Source organism: Streptomyces sp. NPDC037203, from assembly GCF_055605065.1.
On record NZ_JBVJUC010000003.1, the window covers coordinates 540,773 to 560,535 of the forward strand.

The 19,763-nt window shown below is 71.9% G+C and carries 16 protein-coding genes; 5 read left to right on the forward strand and 11 right to left on the reverse strand.

Going from position 1 to position 19,763, the window contains the following annotated elements; all coding sequences use genetic code 11:
• Positions 1 to 14: 14 nt before the first annotated feature.
• On the reverse strand, positions 15 to 470 hold the full coding sequence (locus tag ACZ7EC_RS11640) for a cyclic nucleotide-binding domain-containing protein (RefSeq protein WP_471061098.1): 456 nt from the start codon (positions 468 to 470) through the stop codon (positions 15 to 17).
• 282 nt (positions 471 to 752) lie between these two features.
• Positions 753 to 998 (reverse strand): hypothetical protein, encoded by a 246-nt coding sequence (locus ACZ7EC_RS11645; RefSeq protein WP_471061101.1) that lies wholly within the window; start codon positions 996 to 998, stop codon positions 753 to 755.
• Positions 999 to 1,122: 124 nt separating this feature from the next.
• Between ACZ7EC_RS11645 and ACZ7EC_RS11650 the strand changes: the two genes are divergently transcribed.
• Together ACZ7EC_RS11650 and ACZ7EC_RS11655 are read left to right on the forward strand one after the other, a co-directional pair.
• The gene (locus ACZ7EC_RS11650; protein ID WP_471061104.1) at positions 1,123 to 1,539 is read left to right on the forward strand and encodes an ATP-binding protein; all 417 of its coding nucleotides are present in this window, start codon (positions 1,123 to 1,125) and stop codon (positions 1,537 to 1,539) included.
• A 462-nt stretch (positions 1,540 to 2,001) separates the two neighbouring features.
• Positions 2,002 to 2,841 carry a SigB/SigF/SigG family RNA polymerase sigma factor gene (locus tag ACZ7EC_RS11655; protein WP_471061107.1) on the forward strand — a complete coding sequence of 280 codons (840 nt, stop codon included), beginning with the start codon at positions 2,002 to 2,004 and terminating at the stop codon, positions 2,839 to 2,841.
• Positions 2,842 to 2,875: 34 nt separating this feature from the next.
• On the opposite strand, the gene ACZ7EC_RS11660 is transcribed toward ACZ7EC_RS11655, so the two are convergent.
• The 3 genes from ACZ7EC_RS11660 to ACZ7EC_RS11670 all read right to left on the reverse strand — a co-directional run bounded on the left by ACZ7EC_RS11660 (position 2,876) and on the right by ACZ7EC_RS11670 (position 7,220).
• Positions 2,876 to 5,188, reverse strand: a complete 2,313-nt coding sequence (locus ACZ7EC_RS11660; protein ID WP_471061110.1) for an FUSC family protein — start codon at positions 5,186 to 5,188, stop codon at positions 2,876 to 2,878.
• A gap of 63 nt (positions 5,189 to 5,251) precedes the next feature.
• Positions 5,252 to 6,625: an NAD(P)/FAD-dependent oxidoreductase gene (locus ACZ7EC_RS11665; protein WP_471061113.1), complete on the reverse strand. Its 1,374-nt coding sequence runs from the start codon at positions 6,623 to 6,625 to the stop codon at positions 5,252 to 5,254.
• Positions 6,626 to 6,785: 160 nt separating this feature from the next.
• A complete protein-coding gene (locus ACZ7EC_RS11670; RefSeq protein WP_471061116.1) occupies positions 6,786 to 7,220 on the reverse strand; it encodes an ATP-binding protein in 435 nt (144 codons plus the stop codon).
• Between the two features lie 309 nt (positions 7,221 to 7,529).
• Here ACZ7EC_RS11670 and ACZ7EC_RS11675 point away from each other — a divergent pair, with 309 nt between their 5' ends.
• Complete coding sequence (locus tag ACZ7EC_RS11675; protein WP_471061119.1) at positions 7,530 to 7,763, forward strand: DUF6480 family protein; 234 nt, start codon at positions 7,530 to 7,532, stop codon at positions 7,761 to 7,763.
• Positions 7,764 to 7,786: 23 nt separating this feature from the next.
• On the opposite strand, the gene ACZ7EC_RS11680 is transcribed toward ACZ7EC_RS11675, so the two are convergent.
• From ACZ7EC_RS11680 to ACZ7EC_RS11705, 6 genes are all read right to left on the reverse strand, one after another.
• Positions 7,787 to 8,875: a glutamate--cysteine ligase 2 gene (locus tag ACZ7EC_RS11680; RefSeq protein WP_471061122.1), complete on the reverse strand. Its 1,089-nt coding sequence runs from the start codon at positions 8,873 to 8,875 to the stop codon at positions 7,787 to 7,789.
• Positions 8,876 to 8,966: 91 nt separating this feature from the next.
• Complete coding sequence (gene glgB, locus ACZ7EC_RS11685) at positions 8,967 to 11,174, reverse strand: 1,4-alpha-glucan branching enzyme (RefSeq protein ID WP_471061126.1); 2,208 nt, start codon at positions 11,172 to 11,174, stop codon at positions 8,967 to 8,969.
• A gap of 4 nt (positions 11,175 to 11,178) precedes the next feature.
• Entirely contained in the window at positions 11,179 to 12,543 is a 1,365-nt protein-coding gene (locus tag ACZ7EC_RS11690) for a maltokinase N-terminal cap-like domain-containing protein (RefSeq protein WP_471061129.1), read from the reverse strand.
• A 31-nt stretch (positions 12,544 to 12,574) separates the two neighbouring features.
• Complete coding sequence (gene treS / locus ACZ7EC_RS11695) at positions 12,575 to 14,293, reverse strand: maltose alpha-D-glucosyltransferase (protein WP_471061132.1); 1,719 nt, start codon at positions 14,291 to 14,293, stop codon at positions 12,575 to 12,577.
• Complete coding sequence (locus ACZ7EC_RS11700) at positions 14,290 to 16,281, reverse strand: alpha-1,4-glucan--maltose-1-phosphate maltosyltransferase (protein ID WP_471061135.1); 1,992 nt, start codon at positions 16,279 to 16,281, stop codon at positions 14,290 to 14,292. The genes treS and ACZ7EC_RS11700 overlap by 4 nt, the downstream gene beginning before the upstream one ends.
• 109 nt (positions 16,282 to 16,390) lie before the next feature.
• On the reverse strand, positions 16,391 to 16,690 hold the full coding sequence (locus tag ACZ7EC_RS11705) for a DUF5133 domain-containing protein (RefSeq protein ID WP_471061138.1): 300 nt from the start codon (positions 16,688 to 16,690) through the stop codon (positions 16,391 to 16,393).
• Between the two features lie 305 nt (positions 16,691 to 16,995).
• On the opposite strand from ACZ7EC_RS11705, the gene ACZ7EC_RS11710 reads away from it, so the two are divergent.
• A complete protein-coding gene (locus tag ACZ7EC_RS11710; RefSeq protein WP_471061140.1) occupies positions 16,996 to 17,505 on the forward strand; it encodes a pep a2 in 510 nt (169 codons plus the stop codon).
• Positions 17,502 to 19,646: a glycogen debranching protein GlgX gene (gene glgX, locus ACZ7EC_RS11715; RefSeq protein WP_471061142.1), complete on the forward strand. Its 2,145-nt coding sequence runs from the start codon at positions 17,502 to 17,504 to the stop codon at positions 19,644 to 19,646. The genes ACZ7EC_RS11710 and glgX overlap by 4 nt, the downstream gene beginning before the upstream one ends.
• The last annotated feature ends 117 nt before the right edge of the window (positions 19,647 to 19,763 follow it).

A 19,763-nucleotide genomic window follows, 5' to 3' on the forward strand; every position in this document is an offset into this window, starting at 1 on the left:
CGGGCGGGCGCGGGCTACAGCGGGCTGCGGCGGCCCAGCGTGTACTGGTCCATCAGCTTGCCGCGGGTGGTCTCCAGACGGTGCGCGAGGATCTCCGCCACCGAGCGCACCAGCGACAGCCCGAGCAGCGGGTCCTCCACACACAGCGCGAGCACGGAGGGCCCGTCGAACTCGTAGGCGCGTACGTTGCTGAAGGCCACCGAACCGAAGTCCCACTGGTACGGCGGAAAGAGCCAGGACCAGCCGAGCAGGTCGCCCGCGCCGAGCGTGGCCACGGCCACCCGCTGCCGCGAGGTGACCTGCTGGTCCAGATGGACCGCGCCGGAGCGGATCACCCAGAACCGGTCGGCCGTGCCGCCCGCCTCGAAGATGCGGGTGTCCTCCGGGAAGGACACCTCTTCGGCCAGCTCCATCAGGCGTTCGCGCTGCGCCTGGGGCAGGGCGGTCAGCAGTTTTATCGCTTTGGTCATGGCGCGGGCTCCTCGCCGGCGGCGGTTCGGGTGCTGCGGTGCCTCGTGTGGGCCGGTGCGTTGCGTACACCCATTTCAGCCGTTGGCGGCGGGCCGGGCACCTCGAAGGAAGCGGATTTCTTCGCACCGGTCGAGATCCGGACAGAAAAAAGCCCTGGCTGGACGGGGGAAGCCAGCCAGGGCCGCTGAGAGGTGACAGGGCGGGACTCCATGGCCCGTGCCGCCATCACGTATGTATGAACGATAAACCATTCCCGGTCCGTCCGGGAAATCGGGCGGCGGTCAGGTGGCCCGTCTCACGCCGTCGTCCCCGTCCGCCGGATGCGCGCCCGGCCGGACGATCTCGTCCAGCACCCGCAGCACGGCCTCGTACGCCCGCGCCGTGGCCACGGCGTCACGGGCGCGTTCCGGCTCGGTCGCCGTGAGGCCCTGTGCGCGCTCCGTCCAGTGCCTGCGCTCCTCGGCCGCGCGGTCCCTGCCCCGCTGGATGCGGCGCAGCAGTTCGTCTGCGTCCACGACATCGCTCATGGGGCGCGGGTACCCCGTCCGGTCCCGGTGATGACTGGGGCACGCAGGGTGTTTGAGGGCGCCGCTCGGGGTCAGCCGGAAGGGGAGGGAATGTGAAACCGGCACCGCCGCAGGGAGGGAAGGGATGCCAGACCCGTACGCGATACCCGTCGACGAACCCGGCTGCCGACCGCCGTGCCGGCCGGCCGACGCCCGCAGCGCCGTACGGCGTGTCGTCGCCGAGCGCTGCCGGGCCCGTCACCAGAGGCTCGAACCGGGGGCCATGGACGACGCCCTCCTGGTCACCTCCGAGCTCACCACCAACGCCATCGTCCACGGCGGCGGCATCACCGGCTTCGACGTCGACGTCGACTCCGCCGGTGTCCGTGTCTCGGTGAGCGACCGCAGCACCGAACTCCCGGTCGCCAAGCCCTCCGCGCCCGACCGCGCCCAGCCCCACGGCCGGGGCTGGCCGATCGTCTGCGACCTCGCCCGCGACGTACACGTCTGCGAACTGCCCTGCGGCGGCAAACGCATCACCGCGGTGGTCCCGCTGGCCTGAGCCGACGCCGGAATCCCGCCGGTGTGCGCCGACGCGGAGATCCGACCGTCCGAGCCGACGCGGCGAGCGTCGCCGGACCGGGGCGCCCGGCGGCCCCGCCGAACGGCCCGCGCCCCGCCCATCCACAGGTGACCTCGGGCGGGCGGCCGGCGGCTCCTTGGTCAGTCCGGGTCCGGGCGTCGGCCGGCACTCTCACTTACCGCCTCTGTCCCCCTCTGACCTGCGGGTCCGTCCCGGTTTGCCGATTCCTTCCGGGAAGGGTGTTTGCGTCCGGGGGCGGCGGGCAGACGGAATCTCGTGCTTCGGACCGGAGGCGCACGCCGGCGGGTGGACTCACCGCCGGGGCCCTCTCCGGTTGGCCCTGCACACCCACCCGCGGCGAACCTGACAAGCACCGTTCGGGCCAGAACCGGAATCCCATTTCCGGCCGCGCCCAGACACCACGTTCAGGAGCGATTCCGCATGCTGACCGACATGTCGACTGGCCGTCCCGGCACGTCCGACCCCGCAACCCAGACTTCGCGCCGGAGCCACGACGACGCCCCGGAGACCGCGGAACTGTTCACCCGGCTCGCGGCCCTGGACGAGGGTCCCGAGCGGGACGCCCTGCGCGACGAACTCGTCGAGGCCTGGCTCCCCATGGCCCACCGCATCGCCGGCCGCTTCCGCGACCGCGGCGAGTCCGTGGAGGATCTGCGCCAGGTGGCGGCGCTGGGCCTGGTGAAGGCCGTCGACCGGTACGACCCCTCGCGCGGCGCGTTCGAGAGCTACGCCGTGCCGACCATCACCGGCGAGGTCAAGCGCCATTTCCGGGACCGGATGTGGGCGCTCAGGGTGCCCCGCCGGGTGCAGGAACTGCGCAACCGGGTGCGCGTGGCCCGCCGGGAGCTGACCCAGAATCCCGGCAGCCCGGAACCCAACGCCGCTGCCATCGCCGCCCACACCGGGCTCACCGAGGAGGAGGTCGCGGCCGGACTGGAGGCCCTGGAGAGCTTCAGCACGCTGTCGCTGGACGCCGAACTGGCCGGCGGCGACGACGGCTACAGCCTCGCCGACACCCTCGGTGCCACCGACACGTCGTACGACGTCGTGGTCGACCGCGAGGCCGCCAAGGCGGGCCTGCGCCGGCTGCCCGAGCGCGAACGGGCCATCCTCTACATGCGCTTCTTCGAGGACATGACGCAAAGCCGCATCGCCGACCAGCTGGGCATCTCCCAGATGCACGTCTCGCGGCTGATCAGCCGCAGCTGCGCCCGCGTCCGCGAGGAGGCGGTGGGCCGCCGCCCCGACGGGGCCGCGTGAGAGGCCGTCGCGCCGGCACCCGGCGGGCGATCCGTCACCGCTTCTTCGCCGGTGCCGGCTCCGGCCGCAGCCCCAGCGGGCGGGCGAGGCCCGCGACGGCCTCGTCGAGACGTTGCAGATGCCGTAGCACCCGGTCGGTGACCCGGCCGTAGCGCGGGGTGCGCAGAGTTCCCGGCTCCAGCATCGAGGCGATGCTGGGGCCGGTCTCGATCTCCCCGGCCGAGCGCGGATCCGCGACATGCGCGGCGATCGTCTCGATGTTCCGCACGATCCGCGCGCCCGCTCCGCGCAGCCGGGGATCGGCCGCGATCGAGGGATGCGTGGGCAGCAGCTCCGCCGTCGCCGCGAGGGACCGCCCGTGGTAGGCGCAGGTCTCCAGCAGCGCCACCACATAGCGGGCGGTGTTGCGGCGGGTCCGCATCGGGGTGATGGGATGCGTCAGCGGCTGGGTGGCGGCGCGCAGATCGGCCAGCGCCTGGTCCAGCTCCCGCGCCCGCTCCACCAGATCGCCGCCCGCTCCGCCGCTGAGCTGGTCGACCGCGCCCCGCGTGACCTCCGCGAGCCGGTCGAGGACGGTGACGAGAAGCTCGTTCGTACGGCGGTCCGTGTGGATCGGCAGCACCACCGCGGCCGCGATCACCCCGCAGGCCGCGCCCAGTGCCGTCTCCTCGATCCGCAGCACCAGCACGGCCGCGGTGTAGGTGTTGAGCAGCGTGTACAGCAGGCCCAGCGCGGCCGTCACGAAGAACGACATCAGCGTGTACGACAGCGGCGCGGTGTAGAACATCGCGAAGACCAGCAGCAGCACCAGCGCGAACGCCGTCCAGGTGTGGTGCCCGACCAGCCCGGCGAGGCCGATGCCGGCGATCACGCCGAGCACCGTACCGACCAGCCGCCGGTAGCCCTTGACCAGGATCTCCCCGGTGGACGCGGTGTTGATGAACACGATCCAGCAGGTCAGCACCGCCCAGTACCAGCGCTGGCTGGACAGCAGCTCGCCGCCGACGATGGCGAGCGAGGAGCCGACGGCGATCTGCACCGCGGCCCGTGTGGTGGGCCGGCGCAGCCCGCCCGGCTCCGTCTGCGCCGGCTCGGTCTCCTCGCTGATCTCGATCGCGGTGTCCTCCGCGTCCAGCTCCTCGCGCGAGCGAGTGGTCGCGGGGGAGTCGTCGGACTCGTCCTGCGGCCCGTCGAGCGCGAGCCGCAGACCCAGCGCGGCCCGCGCCATCTCGCCGAGACCGCGGAAGACGTCCTGCACGGCCGGCGCGGCCTGGGGCAGGTTCTCCTCCTCGCGGTAGCCGAGCAGCCGGTTGCGCACCTGCGCGAGCGCGGTGCCCGCGGCCTCGCCGGCCGGGCGCAGCGCCAGCAGCCGCAGCGCCTTGAGGTCCCGGCGCAGTTCGGCCCTGGCCTCGTCCCGCACCGGCTGCTCGCCGCTCAGCGGCAGCGGGGCGCCCGGCAGATGCAGGGTGAGGGTGTCGGCGCGCTCGGCGCTGCGCGCCGTGAGCAGCAGCAGGCCGAGCCGCTCGGCGGCGATCTCGGCGTCCGCGATCCGGCGCTGGAGCAGCCGGGCCACCGCCGCGTCGGAGGTGCCGTCCTCCAGCCGGCCCTGGATCAGCAGCGCCGTCTCGTGCAGCCGCGCCGTCCCGGTGCGCAGCTCGTCCAGGACCTTCTCCACGTCCTCGGGGCCCGCGTCCAGCAGGTCGATCTGGGTGTCGATCAGCTGGGCGAGCCGGGCCCGGAACGCCTGCCGCAGCCGGTCCAGCGTGCCCGCCGGTGTCTGCGGCAGCAGCGCGAACCGGACCAGGGCGGCGCAGCCGAACGCGACCGCGACGACGCCGTACAGCGTCGGCAGCAGATCCGGGGTGGCGTGCACGAACAGGGAGAGGAAATACGTCTGGAAGCCGATCAGCCCGAGCGCGTGGCCGCGGTCGCCGAACCGGCGGCTGTAGACGGCGCTGAACATGAGCGCGACGAAGAACAGGTCGCCCGCGACGACGTACCGGCTCAGCAGCGTGCCGAGGGTGACCGAGACGAGGGCCACCGGCAGGCCGATCGCGAGGGTGACGGCCTGCTGCGCGCGTTGCTTCTCACGGATCGCGAACGTCGCGACCATCGCCGCGATGGCCCCGGCGACCAGCATCGGCACCGGGGCGCCCAGTGCGGCGAGCACGGCGAGGGTCAGGGCGATCGAGGCGACCGTGCGCAGCCCCGCGGTGAGCCGGAGCAGGCCGGGATCCCATGCCGCGACCCGGTCCCAGATCCGTACCCGCCCCGACCGCCCCGCTGCCCTCACGCCGCCGCGCTCTCCCGTCCGTGACCCGTGCCAGAAAGATCTTTGCTCCAGCATCGCACGTGCGGCCGGATTGCCCGCCCTCGGCCGGCGCCGCGGCCAGGGGAGATCCGCGTCACCTCAGGAGCTGCCGACGCCGCCCTCGGCCCGCGCCCGTACCTGCTCCGGCGTCAGATACGAGTCCGTGAACTCGAAGTCCTTCAGCCGGGCGGGCTTGCGGGCCTGGAAGCCGGTGCGCACGAAATCGTCGCCGGCCAGCGCGTTCAGCGTCCAGTTGGTCATCACCCGCGCCTTGGCCACGCCGGTCCGCAACGCCGACCAGTGGTAGCCGCGGGCCACCACCTGCGCCGGCATCCCGCGCAGCTCGATGCCGAGCGGCTTGGACACCGCGTCCTTGCCGCCGAGGTCCACGACCAGGCCCAAGTCCTTGTGGTGGTACGGCTGGAGCGGCTCGCCGCGCAGGGTCGCGATGACGTTCTCGGCGACCCGCTTGCCCTGGCGCGAGGCGTGCTGCGCGGTCGGCGGGCACACCGCGCCCTCCTGGCCCTTGGCGAGATCGGGCACCGCGGCCGAGTCGCCGAGCGCGAACACCCCGTCCTGCCCCGGCACGGTCAGCTCGGGGTCGACGACGAGCCGGCCGCGGACCGTCTCCGTGCCCAGCGTCGCGATCAGCGGACTGGCCACCACCCCCGCGGTCCAGATCAGGGTGTGCGTCGGCACCACCCGGCCGTCGGTGAAGGTGACCTCCTCCGCCCCGGCCTTGTCGATCGAGACCCCGAGGGACACGTCGATGCCGCGCCGCCGCAGGATGTCCTGCGCGCTGCGGCCGAGCTTGTCGCCCAGCTCGGGCATCAGCTTGGGCGCGATGTCGATCAGGTGCCACCGGATCAGACCGGGGTCCAGGCGCGGATAGCGCCGCACGGCGGCGTGCGTGAGCCGCTGGAGACAGGCGGCGGTCTCGGTGCCGGCGTACCCGCCGCCGACCACCACGAACTGGAGCCGCGCCGCCCGCTCGGCCGGATCATCGCTCGCGTCGGCGAGATCCAGCTGGGAGATGACGTGATCGCGGATGTACGCGGCCTCGGCGAGCGTCTTCATGCCGAAGGCGTGCTCGGTCAGGCCCGGAATGTCGAAGGTGCGGGTCACGCTGCCCGGCGCCAGCACGATGTAGTCGTACGGCTCGTTGACGATCTTGTCGGTGATGGTGCGGACCACGCAGACCTTGGCCTTCAGGTCCACCCCGATCGCGCCGCCCGGCAGGATACGGGTGCGGTAGCGCCTGCTGCGGCGCAAGGAGAGCGCGATCGACTGCGGTGTGAGCACACCGGAGGCGACCTGGGGCAGCAGCGGCAGATAGAGCTGGTAGGAGACGGGCGTCACCAGGGTGACGTCGGCCTCGTCGGGGGCGAGTTTCCGCTCCAGGCGGCGGACGCACTCGACTCCGGCGAAGCCTGCGCCGACCACCAGGATCCTGGGTCGTGTCACGGTGTCCATCCCTTTCTGCGGTTCCGGACGGCGGTCCGGCTCGACTCCGTTCACATGCCCCGGAGCGCTGCGCACCAACTCCGATCCCACCGCGCCCCGCGCCGCTGCGCCAGTCGGGTGCGGCACGCGGTGGAGTAACCGGACGACGCCGCGTTACACCTCGCCGCCCTCACCAGGGCAGGAACACATGGATGTCCTTGCCCTCGTCGTGCACCACCACACTGACCTGGGTGCACAGCGTGTGCACCAGATGCCAGCCGATGCCGCCGCCACCCGTGCGCGGGTGGAAGGGCCGCGGCTCCGGCTTGGTGGTGCTGGTGTCGTGCATCGTCACGTGCACCCCGTCGAAGGTGCGCCGCATCCGCAGGCCGAACGGACCGGGCGCGTACTGGATGACGTTGGCGGCGAGTTCGGTCACCACCAGCAGGATGTCGTCCCAGTATTCGTGCTCGCCGGGCGGCGCGATCCGGGCCAGTCCGCCCAGGAAGTCCTCCGCGGCCAGCCGCGCCTCCGTGACGTTGCGCAGCTCCCCCGCGAAGGAGAACTGGCGCTCGTACGTCTCCTCCGAAGGCGGTGTCTCGTCCCCACGCGGCTCCGTCGCCATCTCCGCATCCCCCGGCCTCGGCCGCGAGGAGCCTGTGCTGCCCCGTGCGGCCAGGACGGTCGTCGTCGCTGATCTCTCGCTGCGCTGCGGGTTCCCACAGCCGGGCCGGATATCCGTCCGTCTCCCCGCCCCACGGGCCGGCCTCACCGGCTGCGAGCAGCCTGTTGCGCGGCGCGAACGGCTCCGCAGGACACCGTAGACCCTCGGACGCCCGACGCGGCACACCACCCTGTCGGCCGGTGCGAGCGCAGCCGCGATCGACTGGTGAGGCGGGCGCCCGCGGGGGACTCGGGGGACATGAATCCCGACATGAGCCATGTGAACCCCGATCCGGATCCCGAACGCACCACCGGACTCGAGCCCGGTGGCTCGGTGCCGCCCGGCGAGACCCCGCCCGCGGAGAGCAGCATGCCCCAGGCCGCGGTCCGCGAACCGGGCGCCACCCAGCGCGGCTGGGCCAAGGCGCCGCTGGCGCTGATCCTGGCCCTGGTGGTGGTGTTCGCCGCGTTCTTCCTGGTGTACGCCCTGGTCCTGATCCACTGACCGCGGCCGCGCGGTCCGCCTGATCACGCCTGCGTCTGCCGCACGCACTCCGTGACGACGTCCCGCAGGGTGCCGCCGCGCTCCACCAGCCGGCGCTGCACGCGCGCGCCGTTGCCGTGCCGGAGCAGCTCCTCGACGCCCTGTTCGGCGCGGTGCGCGTCCCCGCTGCCGTCGAGCGCGTCGCCGATCAGATCGAGCAGCGAGCGCAGCACCCGCGCGGCGGGCCGGGGGCGCAGGGTCGACGGGTCGAGCAGTTCCCCCTCGATGCCCTCGCGCGCCGCCTGCCAGGAGGCGAGCCTGAGCAGGCTCACGCTGTGGTCCGGCGCCGGGCGGCCCGCGCGCCAGTCCCGCGCGGCCGTCTCCACCAGGCCGCGGGCGAGGGTCGCGACGAGCAGTGCGGTGTCCGCGTGCAGGCATACGTCCGAGACCCGCACCTCGACCGTCGGATAGCGGGCGGAGAGCCGCGCGTCGAAGTACACCATCGCCTCGTCCAGGATCACCCCGGTGGCCACCATGTCCGCCACCCGCCGGTGGTACCGCTCGGGCGAGCCGAACAGCTCGGTCGGCCCGGCCGACGGCCAGCGCGACCACACCCGGCTGCGATAGCTCGCGTAACTGCTGTCATGGCCTTGCCAGAAGGGGGAGTTGGCGCTGATCGCGGTGAGCACCGGGAGCCAGGGCCGCAACCGGTCCAGGACCGCCACGCCCTCCTCGTCGGACTCCACCGACACATGGACATGGCAGCCGCAGACGAGCTGCTCGCGGGTGCCGACGCCGTACCGGTCGGCCAGCCACTGGTAGCGGTCGTTCATGGTGAGGGAGGGGCTCACCGGCAGCGGCGAGCTGGCGAGCGCGGCGACCGTGCAGCCGATCTGCTCGGCATGCCGGGCCGCCTCCTTGCGGCAGCGCACGATCTCGTCGCCGAGGTCCGCCATGTCCGACTGCGGATGCGTGGCGAACTCCAGCATCTGCCCGAACAGTTCCTTCTCGAACACGTCCTGTCCGGGATCGTCGCGGTCGGCCCGTGCGAGCACGGGCGCCGCCAGCGCCTTCGGGTCCCCGCTGTCCGGGTCGACCAGAAGAAGCTCCTCCTCCACTCCGACGGTGCGCACTCGGTGCCGCCTTTCCGCCCTGTGACCAGGGGCAGCCAGGGTTGTCTATGACCCCCGACTGCCCCTGTCGGGGGCGCCGACACCTGCGCCTTCAGCGCAGCGGCCCCAGGAACACGGTGGCCAGCGGCGGCAGCGTGAGCCGCAGGCCGTCGCCGGCCGGCTCCAGCGTCCCCGGCGCGCCGACGGGCACCCCGCCGCCCCCGTAGCCGACGTCGTCGGTGTTGAGCAGCTCCCGCCAGGCCGGCACCTCCTCGGGGACCGCCAGCCGGTAGTCCTCCCGGACCACGGGGGAGAAGTTCGACACCGCGAGCAGCGGGGTGCCGTCGGCCGCGAAGCGCAGGAACGCGAAGACGTTGTCCTCCGCCGCGTCGCACAGCACCCAGCGGAAGCCGCCCGGATCGGTGTCCCGCTGCCACAGCGCCGGGGTCGCCCGGTACAGCGCGTTCAGGTCCCGCACCAGCGCCTGCACGCCCCGGTGGTCGCCGGCGGAGTGGTAGTCGCCGGACAGCAGCCACCACTCGGGCCCCTGCTGCTCCGCCCACTCGGCGCCCTGCGCGAACTCCTGGCCCATGAACAGCAGTTGCTTGCCCGGATGGGCCCACATGAAGCCGAGGTAGGCGCGGTGGTTGGCGCGCCGCTGCCACCAGTCGCCCGGCATCTTCGACACCAGTGCCCGCTTGCCGTGCACCACCTCGTCGTGCGAGATGGGCAGCACGTAGTTCTCGCTGTAGGCGTACACCATCGAGAAGGTCATCTCGTTGTGGTGGTACTTGCGGTGCACGGGCTCCTTCTGGATGTACTGGAGGGAGTCGTGCATCCAGCCCATGTTCCACTTCAGCCCGAACCCGAGACCGCCGCCGTCGGTCGGCCGGGTCACCCCGTCCCAGGCGGTGGACTCCTCGGCGATGGTCACCACACCGGGGCAGCGCCGGTAGACCGTGGCGTTCATCTCCTGGAGGAACGCCACCGCGTCCAGGTCCTCGCGCCCGCCGAACACATTGGGCTCCCACTGCCCGGAGTCCCGCGAGTAGTCGAGGTAGAGCATGGAGGCGACGGCGTCCACCCGCAGCCCGTCGATATGGAACTCCTCGCACCAGTACACGGCGTTGGCCACGAGGAAGTTGCGCACCTCGGTGCGGCCGTAGTCGAACTCGTACGTCCCCCAGTCGGGGTGCTCGGCACGCGCCGCGTTGCCGGGTTCGTACAGCGGGTCCCCGTCGAACCGGGCCAGCGCCCAGTCGTCCTTGGGGAAGTGCGCCGGCACCCAGTCCATGATCACGCCGATGCCCGCCCGGTGCAGCGCGTCCACCAGGTACCGGAAGTCGTCCGGCGATCCGAGCCGGGGCGTGGGCGCGTAGTACGAGGTGACCTGGTAGCCCCAGGAGCCGCTGAACGGATGCCCGGCCACCGGCATCAGCTCCACGTGCGTGAAGCCCATCTCCTCGACGTAGGCGGGCAGTTCCTCCGCGAGCTGACGGTAGGTCAATCCTGGCCGCCAGGACGGGAGATGCACCTCGTACACCGAGAACGGCGCCTCGTGCACCGGGATGTCGCCGCGGCGCGCCATCCACTGCTCGTCGCCCCACGCATAGTGCGAGACCGTCACGATCGAGGCGGTGTCCGGCGGGACCTCGGTGCGCCGGGCCATCGGGTCGGCCTTGAGGAACCGGTGGCCGTAGCGGGAGGTGATCTCGAACTTGTAGCGGTCGCCCTCGCCGACACCGGGCAGGAACAGCTCCCACACCCCGGACGCGCCGAGCGAGCGCATCGGGTACTGCGTGCCGTCCCAGAACGTGAAGTCCCCGGCCACCCGGACCCCTTGGGCGTTGGGTGCCCACACGGTGAACCGGGTGCCGGCCACGCCCTCGTGGGTCATCGGCTCCGCGCCGAGCGCCTGCCACAGCTGCTCGTGCCGGCCCTCGCGGATCAGATGCAGGTCCAGCTCGCCCAGGGCGGGCAGGAAGCGGTACGGGTCGTGCACCTCCCGCTCGTCCTCGTCGTACGTCACCAGCAGCGTGTACGGCGGGATCTGCGGGTAGGGCAGTACGGCCGAGAACAGCCCGCCGCCCTCGGAGACGAGCGGGTTGGCCATCCCGTCGACCAGGACGCTCACCGCCCGCGCGTTCGGGCGCAGGGCCCGGAACAGGGTGCCGCCCGGCACCGGGTGGGCGCCCAGCAGGGCGTGCGGATCGTGGTGCCGGCCGCCGAGCAGCCGGTCCCGCTCGGCGGGGTCCAGCGCGGTGGCCGCGGCCGGTCCGGGGCCCGCGGTCTCGGGGGGCGACGTGTCGCGCAGTGCCATGCCGTCAGCCTCCCCACACCGCGAGCCGCTTGATCGCGGCCATGGGTACCGGCAGCCAGTCCGGCCGGTGTCTCGCCTCGTACAGCACCTCGTACACCGCCCTGTCCGTCTCGTGCGCGCGCAGCAGCGCGTGCTTCTTGCGTGGATCCCAGCCCGCGCGGGCCGCGTAGCCCGCGCAGAACGCCTCCCGGCAGCGGCGCGCCCACTCGGGTCGCCAGGGGCGGCGCTGCCGGGCCGCGTAGTCGAAGGAGCGGAGCATCCCCGCCACGTCCCGCACCGGGGACTGGGGGGCCCGCCGCTCGGCCAGCGGCCTGGACGGCTCGCCCTCGAAGTCGATGACGAACCAGTCGCGGCCGGCCCGCAGCACCTGCCCGAGGTGCAGATCGCCGTGGATGCGCTGGGCGGGCGGCCCGGTGTCGCAGGTGGCGAGCGCCCCGAACGCGGCCCGCAGACCGGGCACGTAGGGCTTGAGGCCCGGCACGGCGTGCGCCGCGGCCTCCAGGCGTGCGCACATGGCCTCGGTGGTCCGCCCGTTCTCGCCGGGCCCGGCCGGCGGGAACGCCTCGGCCAGCGCGAGGTGCACCTCGGCGGTGGCGCGGCCCAGCTCACGGGCCTCGGCGGTGAAGTCGTCGCCCGCGGCGAGCGCGCCCAGCGCCAGCGTCCAGCCGTCGGTGGCGTCCGGCAGGAACGGCTGGAGCACCCCGAGCGTGGCCGGGCGCGGTGCGCTGGTGGTGAACCAGGCGACCGGCGCGGGCACGCGGGTGCAGCCCTGCGCGGCGAGCGCCGCCGACACCTCCAGGTCCGGGTTGACGCCCGGCTGGATGCGCCGGAACAGCTTGAGGATGTACGCGTCCCCGTACACCAGCGAGGTGTTGGACTGCTCGGCGTCCAGCAGCCGCGGCGGCAGGCCACCGGGCACCGGGGCGGCGGGGTCCGCCCCGAAGCGCAGCGGGCCCGCGCTGCCCGGCCGGCGCAGCCGCTCCAGGAGCAGGCTCGCCGAGCGCGGGTCGTAGAGCGCGTCGTAGACCGCGAGCCCGGCCAGCGGCCCGGCGGTGGCCCGCCCGATCAGCGCCCGCTCCAGGCGCGGCGCGAGCTGCTCGCGCACCCCCAGCAGCAGCTGGTAGCAGTCGCCCGGCGGGGCAGTGCCGCCGGGGGTGGGCACCGGCGCGTGCGAGGCGTGCACCAGCAGATGCAGACATCCGGGGAACAGCTCGGTCACACTGAGCACCGACAGATCGGTCACGGGCCGGTCCTTGCCCGCGAACCAGCGCTGGCGCGGCAGCCACTCGCGCAGCAGCCCGCCGAGCGAGGCGAGGGGACCGTCGGTACCGGCCGCGGTTCTCGGCCGGAGGGTGATGGTCTTCGGCATGGTGACGCGTCCTTTCCCCGGCGCCGTGCGCTCAGCGGCGGCGGCCGATGCGGGATGCGACTCGGGTGAGCCGGAACCAGTAGAAGCCGTGGCCCTGAAGGGTGAGGAGATAGGGCAGTTCACCGATGGCGGGAAAGCGCACCCCCCCGATCAGCTCCACCGGATGGCGGCCGTCGTAGGCCCGCAGGTCCAGCTCGGTGGGCTGGGCGAAGCGGGAGAAGTTGTGCACGCACAGCACCAGGTCGTCCTCGTACTCGCGCAGGAAGGCGAGCACCGCCGGGTTGGACGAGGTCAGCTCGGTGAAGGAGCCGAGTCCGAAGGCGGGGTTCTGCTTGCGGATCTCGATCATGCGCCGGGTCCAGTGCAGCAGCGAGGACGGCGAGGACATCGACGCCTCGACATTGGTGACCTGGTAGCCGTAGACCGGGTCCATGATCGTGGGCAGGTACAGCCGTCCGGGGTCGCAGGTCGAGAAGCCGGCGTTGCGGTCGGGGGTCCACTGCATGGGGGTGCGGACGGCGTCGCGGTCGCCGAGCCAGATGTTGTCGCCCATGCCGATCTCGTCGCCGTAGTAGAGGATGGGCGAGCCGGGCAGGGAGAGCAGCAGGGCGGTGAACAGCTCGATCTGGTTGCGGTCGTTGTCGAGGAGCGGGGCGAGGCGGCGGCGGATGCCGATGTTGGCGCGCATGCGGGGGTCTTTCGCGTACTCGGCCCACATGTAGTCGCGTTCCTCGTCGGTGACCATCTCCAGGGTCAGCTCGTCGTGGTTGCGCAGGAAGATGCCCCACTGGCAACCCGAGGGGATCGCGGGCGTCTTGGCGAGGATTTCGGAGACGGGGTGGCGCGATTCCCGCCGTACGGCCATGAAGATGCGCGGCATGACGGGGAAGTGGAACGCCATGTGGCACTCGTCGCCGCCGCGCTCGTAGTCGCCGAAGTAGTCGACCACGTCCTCGGGCCACTGGTTGGCCTCGGCGAGCAGCACGGTGTCCGGGTAGCCCGCGTCGATCTCCCGGCGCACCCGCTTCAGGAACTGGTGCGTGGCCGGCAGGTTCTCGCAGTTGGTGCCCTCCTGCGCGTAGAGGTAGGGGACCGCGTCCAGCCGGTAGCCGTCGATGCCGAGGTCGAGCCAGAACTTCAGGGCGGCCAGGATCTCCTCCTGCACCAGGGGGTTCTCGTAGTTGAGGTCCGGCTGGTGGGAGAAGAAGCGGTGGAAGTAGTACTGGCCGCGCACGGGGTCGTAGGTCCAGTTGGACGCCTCGGTGTCGACGAAGATGATGCGGGCGTCCTGGTACTGCTTGTCGTCGTCGGCCCAGACGTAGTAGTCGCCGTAGGGGCCGTCGGGGTCCTTGCGGGACTCCTGGAACCACGGGTGCTGGTCGCTGGTGTGGTTCATGACGAAGTCGATGATCACGCGCATACCGCGCTGGTGGGCGGCGTCCACGAACTCCACGAAGTCGGCGAGGTCGCCGAACTCGGGGAGGACGGCGGTGTAGTCGGCGACATCGTAACCGCCGTCCCTGAGCGGCGACTTGAAGAACGGCGGCAGCCACAGGCAGTCCACGCCGAGCCACTGGAGGTAGTCGAGCTTGGCGGTCAGGCCCTTGAGGTCACCGACGCCGTCGCCGTTGCTGTCCTGGAAGGAGCGGACCAGGACCTCGTAGAAGACGGCGCGCTTGAACCACTGCGGGTCACGGTCGCGGGCGGGGGTGTCCTCGAAGGTGTCCAGTACGGGTTCGTTCACGGTCATGGCGCTGCGGGCCCTCCGTTCCGGTGCGTCGACCGCTGGACATGGAGCACGTGCGCCGGCGCGCGGCCCGGCGTGAGGCGCACGTAGTTGGTCCTGCCCCAGTGGTACGCCTCGCCCGTCAGTTCGTCGTGTACGGACAGGTCGGCGTCCCAGTCCAGGCCGAGTTGCGGCATGTCCAACGAGACCGTGGCCTCCTGGGCGTGGTGCGGGTCGAGATTGACGACCACGATGACCGTGTCCGGCCCCGTGCTCTTGCTGTAGGCGAGCACGGCGTCGTTGTCGGTCCGGTGGAAACGGAGGTTGCGCAGGCGCTGTAGCGCCGGGTGTGCACGGCGGACGGCATTCAGCCGGGTGATGAGCGGTGCGATGGTGCGGCCTTCGCGTGCGGCCGATTCCCAGTCGCGTTGCCTGAGTTGGTACTTCTCGGAGTCGCGGTACTCCTCGCCGCCCTCCCGCAGCGGGGTGTTCTCGCACAGCTCGTAGCCGCTGTAGATGCCCCAGGAGGGGGAGAGGGTCGCGGCCAGCACGGCCCGGACCTCGAAGGCGGGGCGACCGCCGTGCTGGAGGTGGCCGGGCAGGATGTCCGGGGTGTTGGCGAAGAAGTTGGGCCGCATGTAGGCCGCGGCCTCGCCGGTCAACTCCGTCAGGTACTCGGTGAGTTCCTGACGCGTCTCACGCCAGGTGAAGTAGGTGTAGGACTGCTGGAAGCCGATCTGCGCCAGGGTGTGCATCATCGCCGGGCGGGTGAAGGCCTCCGCCAGGAAGATCACGTCCGGGTCCTTGCGGTTGATCTCGGCGATGACCCGCTCCCAGAAGACCACCGGCTTGGTGTGCGGGTTGTCCACCCGGAAGATCCGCACCCCGTGCTCCATCCAGTGCCGCAGCACCCGGACCGTCTCCGCGATCAGGCCGTCCATGTCCGTGTCGAAGGCGATCGGGTAGATGTCCTGGTACTTCTTCGGCGGGTTCTCGGCATAGGCGATCGTCCCGTCGGGGCGGTGGTGGAACCACTCCGGGTGCTTGTGCACCCAGGGGTGGTCGGGGGAGCACTGCAGGGCGAAGTCCAGGGCGACCTCCAGACCCAACCCCCTTGCCTCGGCGACGAAGTGGTCGAAGTCCTCGATGGTGCCGAGGTCCGGGTGGATCGCGTCGTGCCCGCCCTCCGGGGAGCCGATCGCCCACGGCACCCCCACGTCGTCCGGACCCGCGGTGAGGGAGTTGTTTGGGCCCTTGCGGAAGGTCCGGCCGATCGGGTGAATGGGCGGCAGGTAGACGACGTCGAAGCCCATCTCCGCGATCGGCTTCAGCCGCCGCGCCGCGGTACGGAACGTGCCGTGCGGCCGCTCGGCCGTGCCCTCGCTGCGCGGGAAGAACTCGTACCAGGAGCCGTACAGCGCCCGCTCCCGCTCCACGAGCAGCGGCATCGGATCGGACGCGGTCACCAACTCCCGCAGCGGATAACGCTCCAGGACCTCCCGCACCCGCGGGGAGAGCGCGGGCCGCAGGCGCTCGTGGATGGACAGGGAGTCGTCGCCGAGGGCGCGGGCCGCGCCCGCCACCAGATCGCGCTCCGGACCCTTGGGCACACCGGCGGTGGCGCGCTCGTACAGCTCGGCGCCCTCCTCCAGGACCAGCCCGGTGTCGATGCCGGCCGGCACCTTCACCGAGGCAGTGTGCCGCCAGGTCGCCAGCGGATGGCTCCACGCCTCCACCCGGAAGGTCCAACGGCCCGTCACGTCCGGGGTGACCTCCGCGCCCCACACATCGCTGCCGGGGGACACCTCGCGCATCGGGGTCCAGGGGCCGCGCCGGCCCGTGGGATCGCGCAGGACCACATTGGCACCGACGGCGTCGTGCCCCTCCCGGAACACGGTGGCGGTGACCTGGAAGGTCTCCCCGGCCACCGCCTTCGCCGGGCGCCTGCCGCACTCCACGGCCGGCCGGACGTCACGTACCGGTACACGGCCGATGGCCGGGGTCCTGCGCATGTATCTCACCTCCGCCGTGCGCGAAGCCGGGCACCGGCCCGGCTTCGCGATCCGAGAGCGGGGCCGGCCCGTGCCGGTCCCCGAAGGGAACGCCTTGTACGGTGCCAGCTCAGGAGCTCGGCGCCGTGGAACGCCGCTCCGAAGCCGGCGCCCTTCGCGCCGAACGGCGCGACGTCGGCCGGCCGTCCTGCTCGCGCAGGTAGCCGACCGGACCCGTGCGCAGATACCGCTCCGCCGCCTCCGCCGCCTCGCGGGCACAGCGCTTGCCCATCAGAACGCACAAGGTGTACCCCGAGTCCTCGAACGTGGCCCGGACCGTGCGGTCGTACGGCGAGGCGAGCATCACGCGCTCCCACGCCCGGTAACGCCGCAACTGCCGGGCCACTTCGGCCTTGGCGGGTAGCAGCATGGCCCTGTTTCACCCTCCACGCTCTCGACTGGGCGCGTTCCCGACGGTCGGGTGGCGTCCGCGCAGGGGTGGGCACGGCGCCGTTACGGCGATCGAGGCTTTCACTCATGGTGCACGGGCGAGGACGCAGCGTCTTGTTGGATCTTCAACCAGCGGGAGTGGTGTGTGCTCGTGTTGCACGAATGGCGTAGCGACCGCACCGTGGGAGATGACTCAGAAGCGATCACCGCTCACGCTGAGTGTCCGGGATCCCTCCCGGACAGGGCGAGGGGAGCGAGAGCTTCGCCGGTGAGGAGCAAGCGACGATGAAGACCGCAGTGCCCTGCTACTACCACCTCGACGTGGAAGTCAGCCCGGAACGGGTGGGACAGGTCAGCCGCATCCTGGCCGCCCACCTCCGCCACTGGGACCTCGACAATCTCGTGGCCCCCGTCTGCCGCGGCGCCGAACTGCTGCTGCGGGCGATCGATCAGCACGCCCGCGACAAGCACACCTCCATCGAGATGTGGTGGAACGGCCAGCACCTGATCACCGCCTTCGGCGACGACGACCCCGAGCTGCGCCCGGACCAGGATCTGCGCGCCTGCCTCGCGGACATCGCCGCGATGAGCGACGGCTGGGGCTGCTGCGCCGCCGAGTCCGGAAGCAAGATCATCTGGTTCTCGCAGCGCGCCCGTGCCGGCGAACGGGTGCCGCTGGTGCCGCTGCCGCCGGAGCCGTTCATCAGCACGGGCCTGAACGAGCCGCGCCGGCGCCGGGTGGCCGTCCTGGCCGCACCCGCCGCCGGTGACGACTCCCTGGAGGGCAGCCGGTGAGCGCCCGCACCACCCGGAAGGGGCTGCCCGTCTGGAGCGGGCAGCCCTACCCGTTGGGCGCCTCCTTCGACGGACAGGGCACCAACTTCGCGCTGTTCAGCGAGGTCGCCGAACGGGTCGACCTGATCCTCGTGGACGACCGCGGCCGGGAGACGCCCGTCCGGCTGCACGAGGTCGACGGCTTCGTCTGGCACGCCTATCTGCCCGGCATCGCGCCCGGCCAGCGCTACGGCTACCGGGTGCACGGCCCCTGGCAGCCCGCGTTCGGCCACCGCTGCAACCCGAGAAAGCTGCTGCTCGACCCGTACGCCCGCGCCGTGGACGGCCAGATCGACAACCACGCCTCCCTGTACGAGCGTTCGCCCGACGGACCGGCGCCCGCCGACAGCGCCGGGCACTCCATGCTGGGCGTGGTCACCGACCCGTACTTCGACTGGGGCGACGACCGGCCGCCGCGCACCGCGTACGCCGACTCCGTGATCTACGAGGCTCATGTGCGTGGGCTGACCCGCACCCACCCGGACGTCCCCGAACGGCTGCGCGGCAGCTACGCGGGACTCGCCCACCCCGCCGTCGTCGAGCACCTGACCTCGCTCGGGGTGACGGCGGTGGAGCTGATGCCGGTGCACCAGTTCGTGCAGGACGGGGTGCTCCAGGACCGGGGCCTGTCCAACTACTGGGGCTACAACACCATCGGCTTCTTCGCGCCGCACAACTCCTACGCCGCCTTCGGCACCCGCGGCCAGCAGGTCAACGAGTTCAAGGCCATGGTGAAGGCGCTGCACGCGGCCGGCCTCGAAGTCATCCTCGACGTGGTCTACAACCACACCGCCGAGGGCAACGAGTTCGGCCCCACCCTGTCCTTCCGGGGCATCGACAACGCCTCCTACTACCGCCTGGTGGACGGGGACTGGGCGCACTACTACGACACCACGGGCACCGGCAACAGCCTGCTGATGCGTCACCCCTACGTGCTTCAGCTGATCATGGACTCGCTGCGGTACTGGGTCACCGAGATGCACGTCGACGGCTTCCGCTTCGACCTCGCGGCCACGCTGGCCCGGCAGTTCCACGAGGTGGACCGGCTCTCGGCGTTCTTCGACCTGATCCAGCAGGACCCGGTGATCAGCCGCGTCAAGCTGATCGCCGAGCCCTGGGACGTGGGGGAGGGCGGCTACCAGGTCGGCAACTTCCCGCCGCTGTGGTCGGAGTGGAACGGCCGCTACCGGGACGCCGTACGGGACTTCTGGCGTGCCGAGCCAGGCTCCCTCGGCGAGTTCGCGTCCCGGCTGACCGGCTCCTCCGACCTGTACCAGCACAGCAGGCGCCGGCCGCGGGCGAGCGTCAACTTCGTCACCGCGCACGACGGGTTCACGCTGCGGGACCTGGTGTCGTACAACGACAAGCACAACGAGGCCAACGGGGAGGACAACCGGGACGGGGAGAGCCACAACCGGTCCTGGAACTGCGGCGCGGAGGGGGACACGACCGATCCGGCCGTGCTCGAACTGCGGGGCCGCCAGCAGCGCAACTTCCTTGCCACGCTGCTGCTTTCGCAGGGCATCCCGATGCTCTGCCACGGCGACGAGCTCGGACGCAGCCAGCGCGGCAACAACAACGCGTACTGCCAGGACAACGAGATCTCCTGGGTGGACTGGGAACTCGGCGGCGAGCAGCGGAACCTGGCGGACTTCACCCGCACCCTCATCGCGCTGCGCGCCGCGCACCCCGTGCTGCGCCGGCGCCGCTTCTTCCGCGGCGAGACCGCGACGAACGCGAAGCAGCCGCTGCCGGACCTGATGTGGCTGCGTCCGGACGCCCGCGAGATGACCGACCGCGACTGGCAGCGCGGCGACGCCCACTCCGTCGGGGTCTTCCTCAACGGCGACGCGATCGCCGAACGGGACGCGTACGGGCGCCGGCTGGTCGACGACTCCTTCCTGCTCCTCCTCAACGCCTACTGGGAACCGGTGGTCTTCCGGCTGCCGGACGAGACGTTCGGGGAGCACTGGACGGCGCTGATCGACACCGCCGACGCCGAGGGGACGCCGGACGAGCGGGAACACAAGGCGGGAACGCGGGTGCGGGTGGAGGCGCGGAGTCTGGTGCTGTTGACGCGGGCGTCGAAGGTGGACGGCTAGGGCCTTTCTTCCGGATCAGGTCGGCTCGGGTTGGCGGTGCCGTACGGCCGAGCCGAGCGGGGGCTGGTGCGTGCAGATGCAAGGCGGAGGAGGGAGGCGACGCGGAGCGTCGACGAC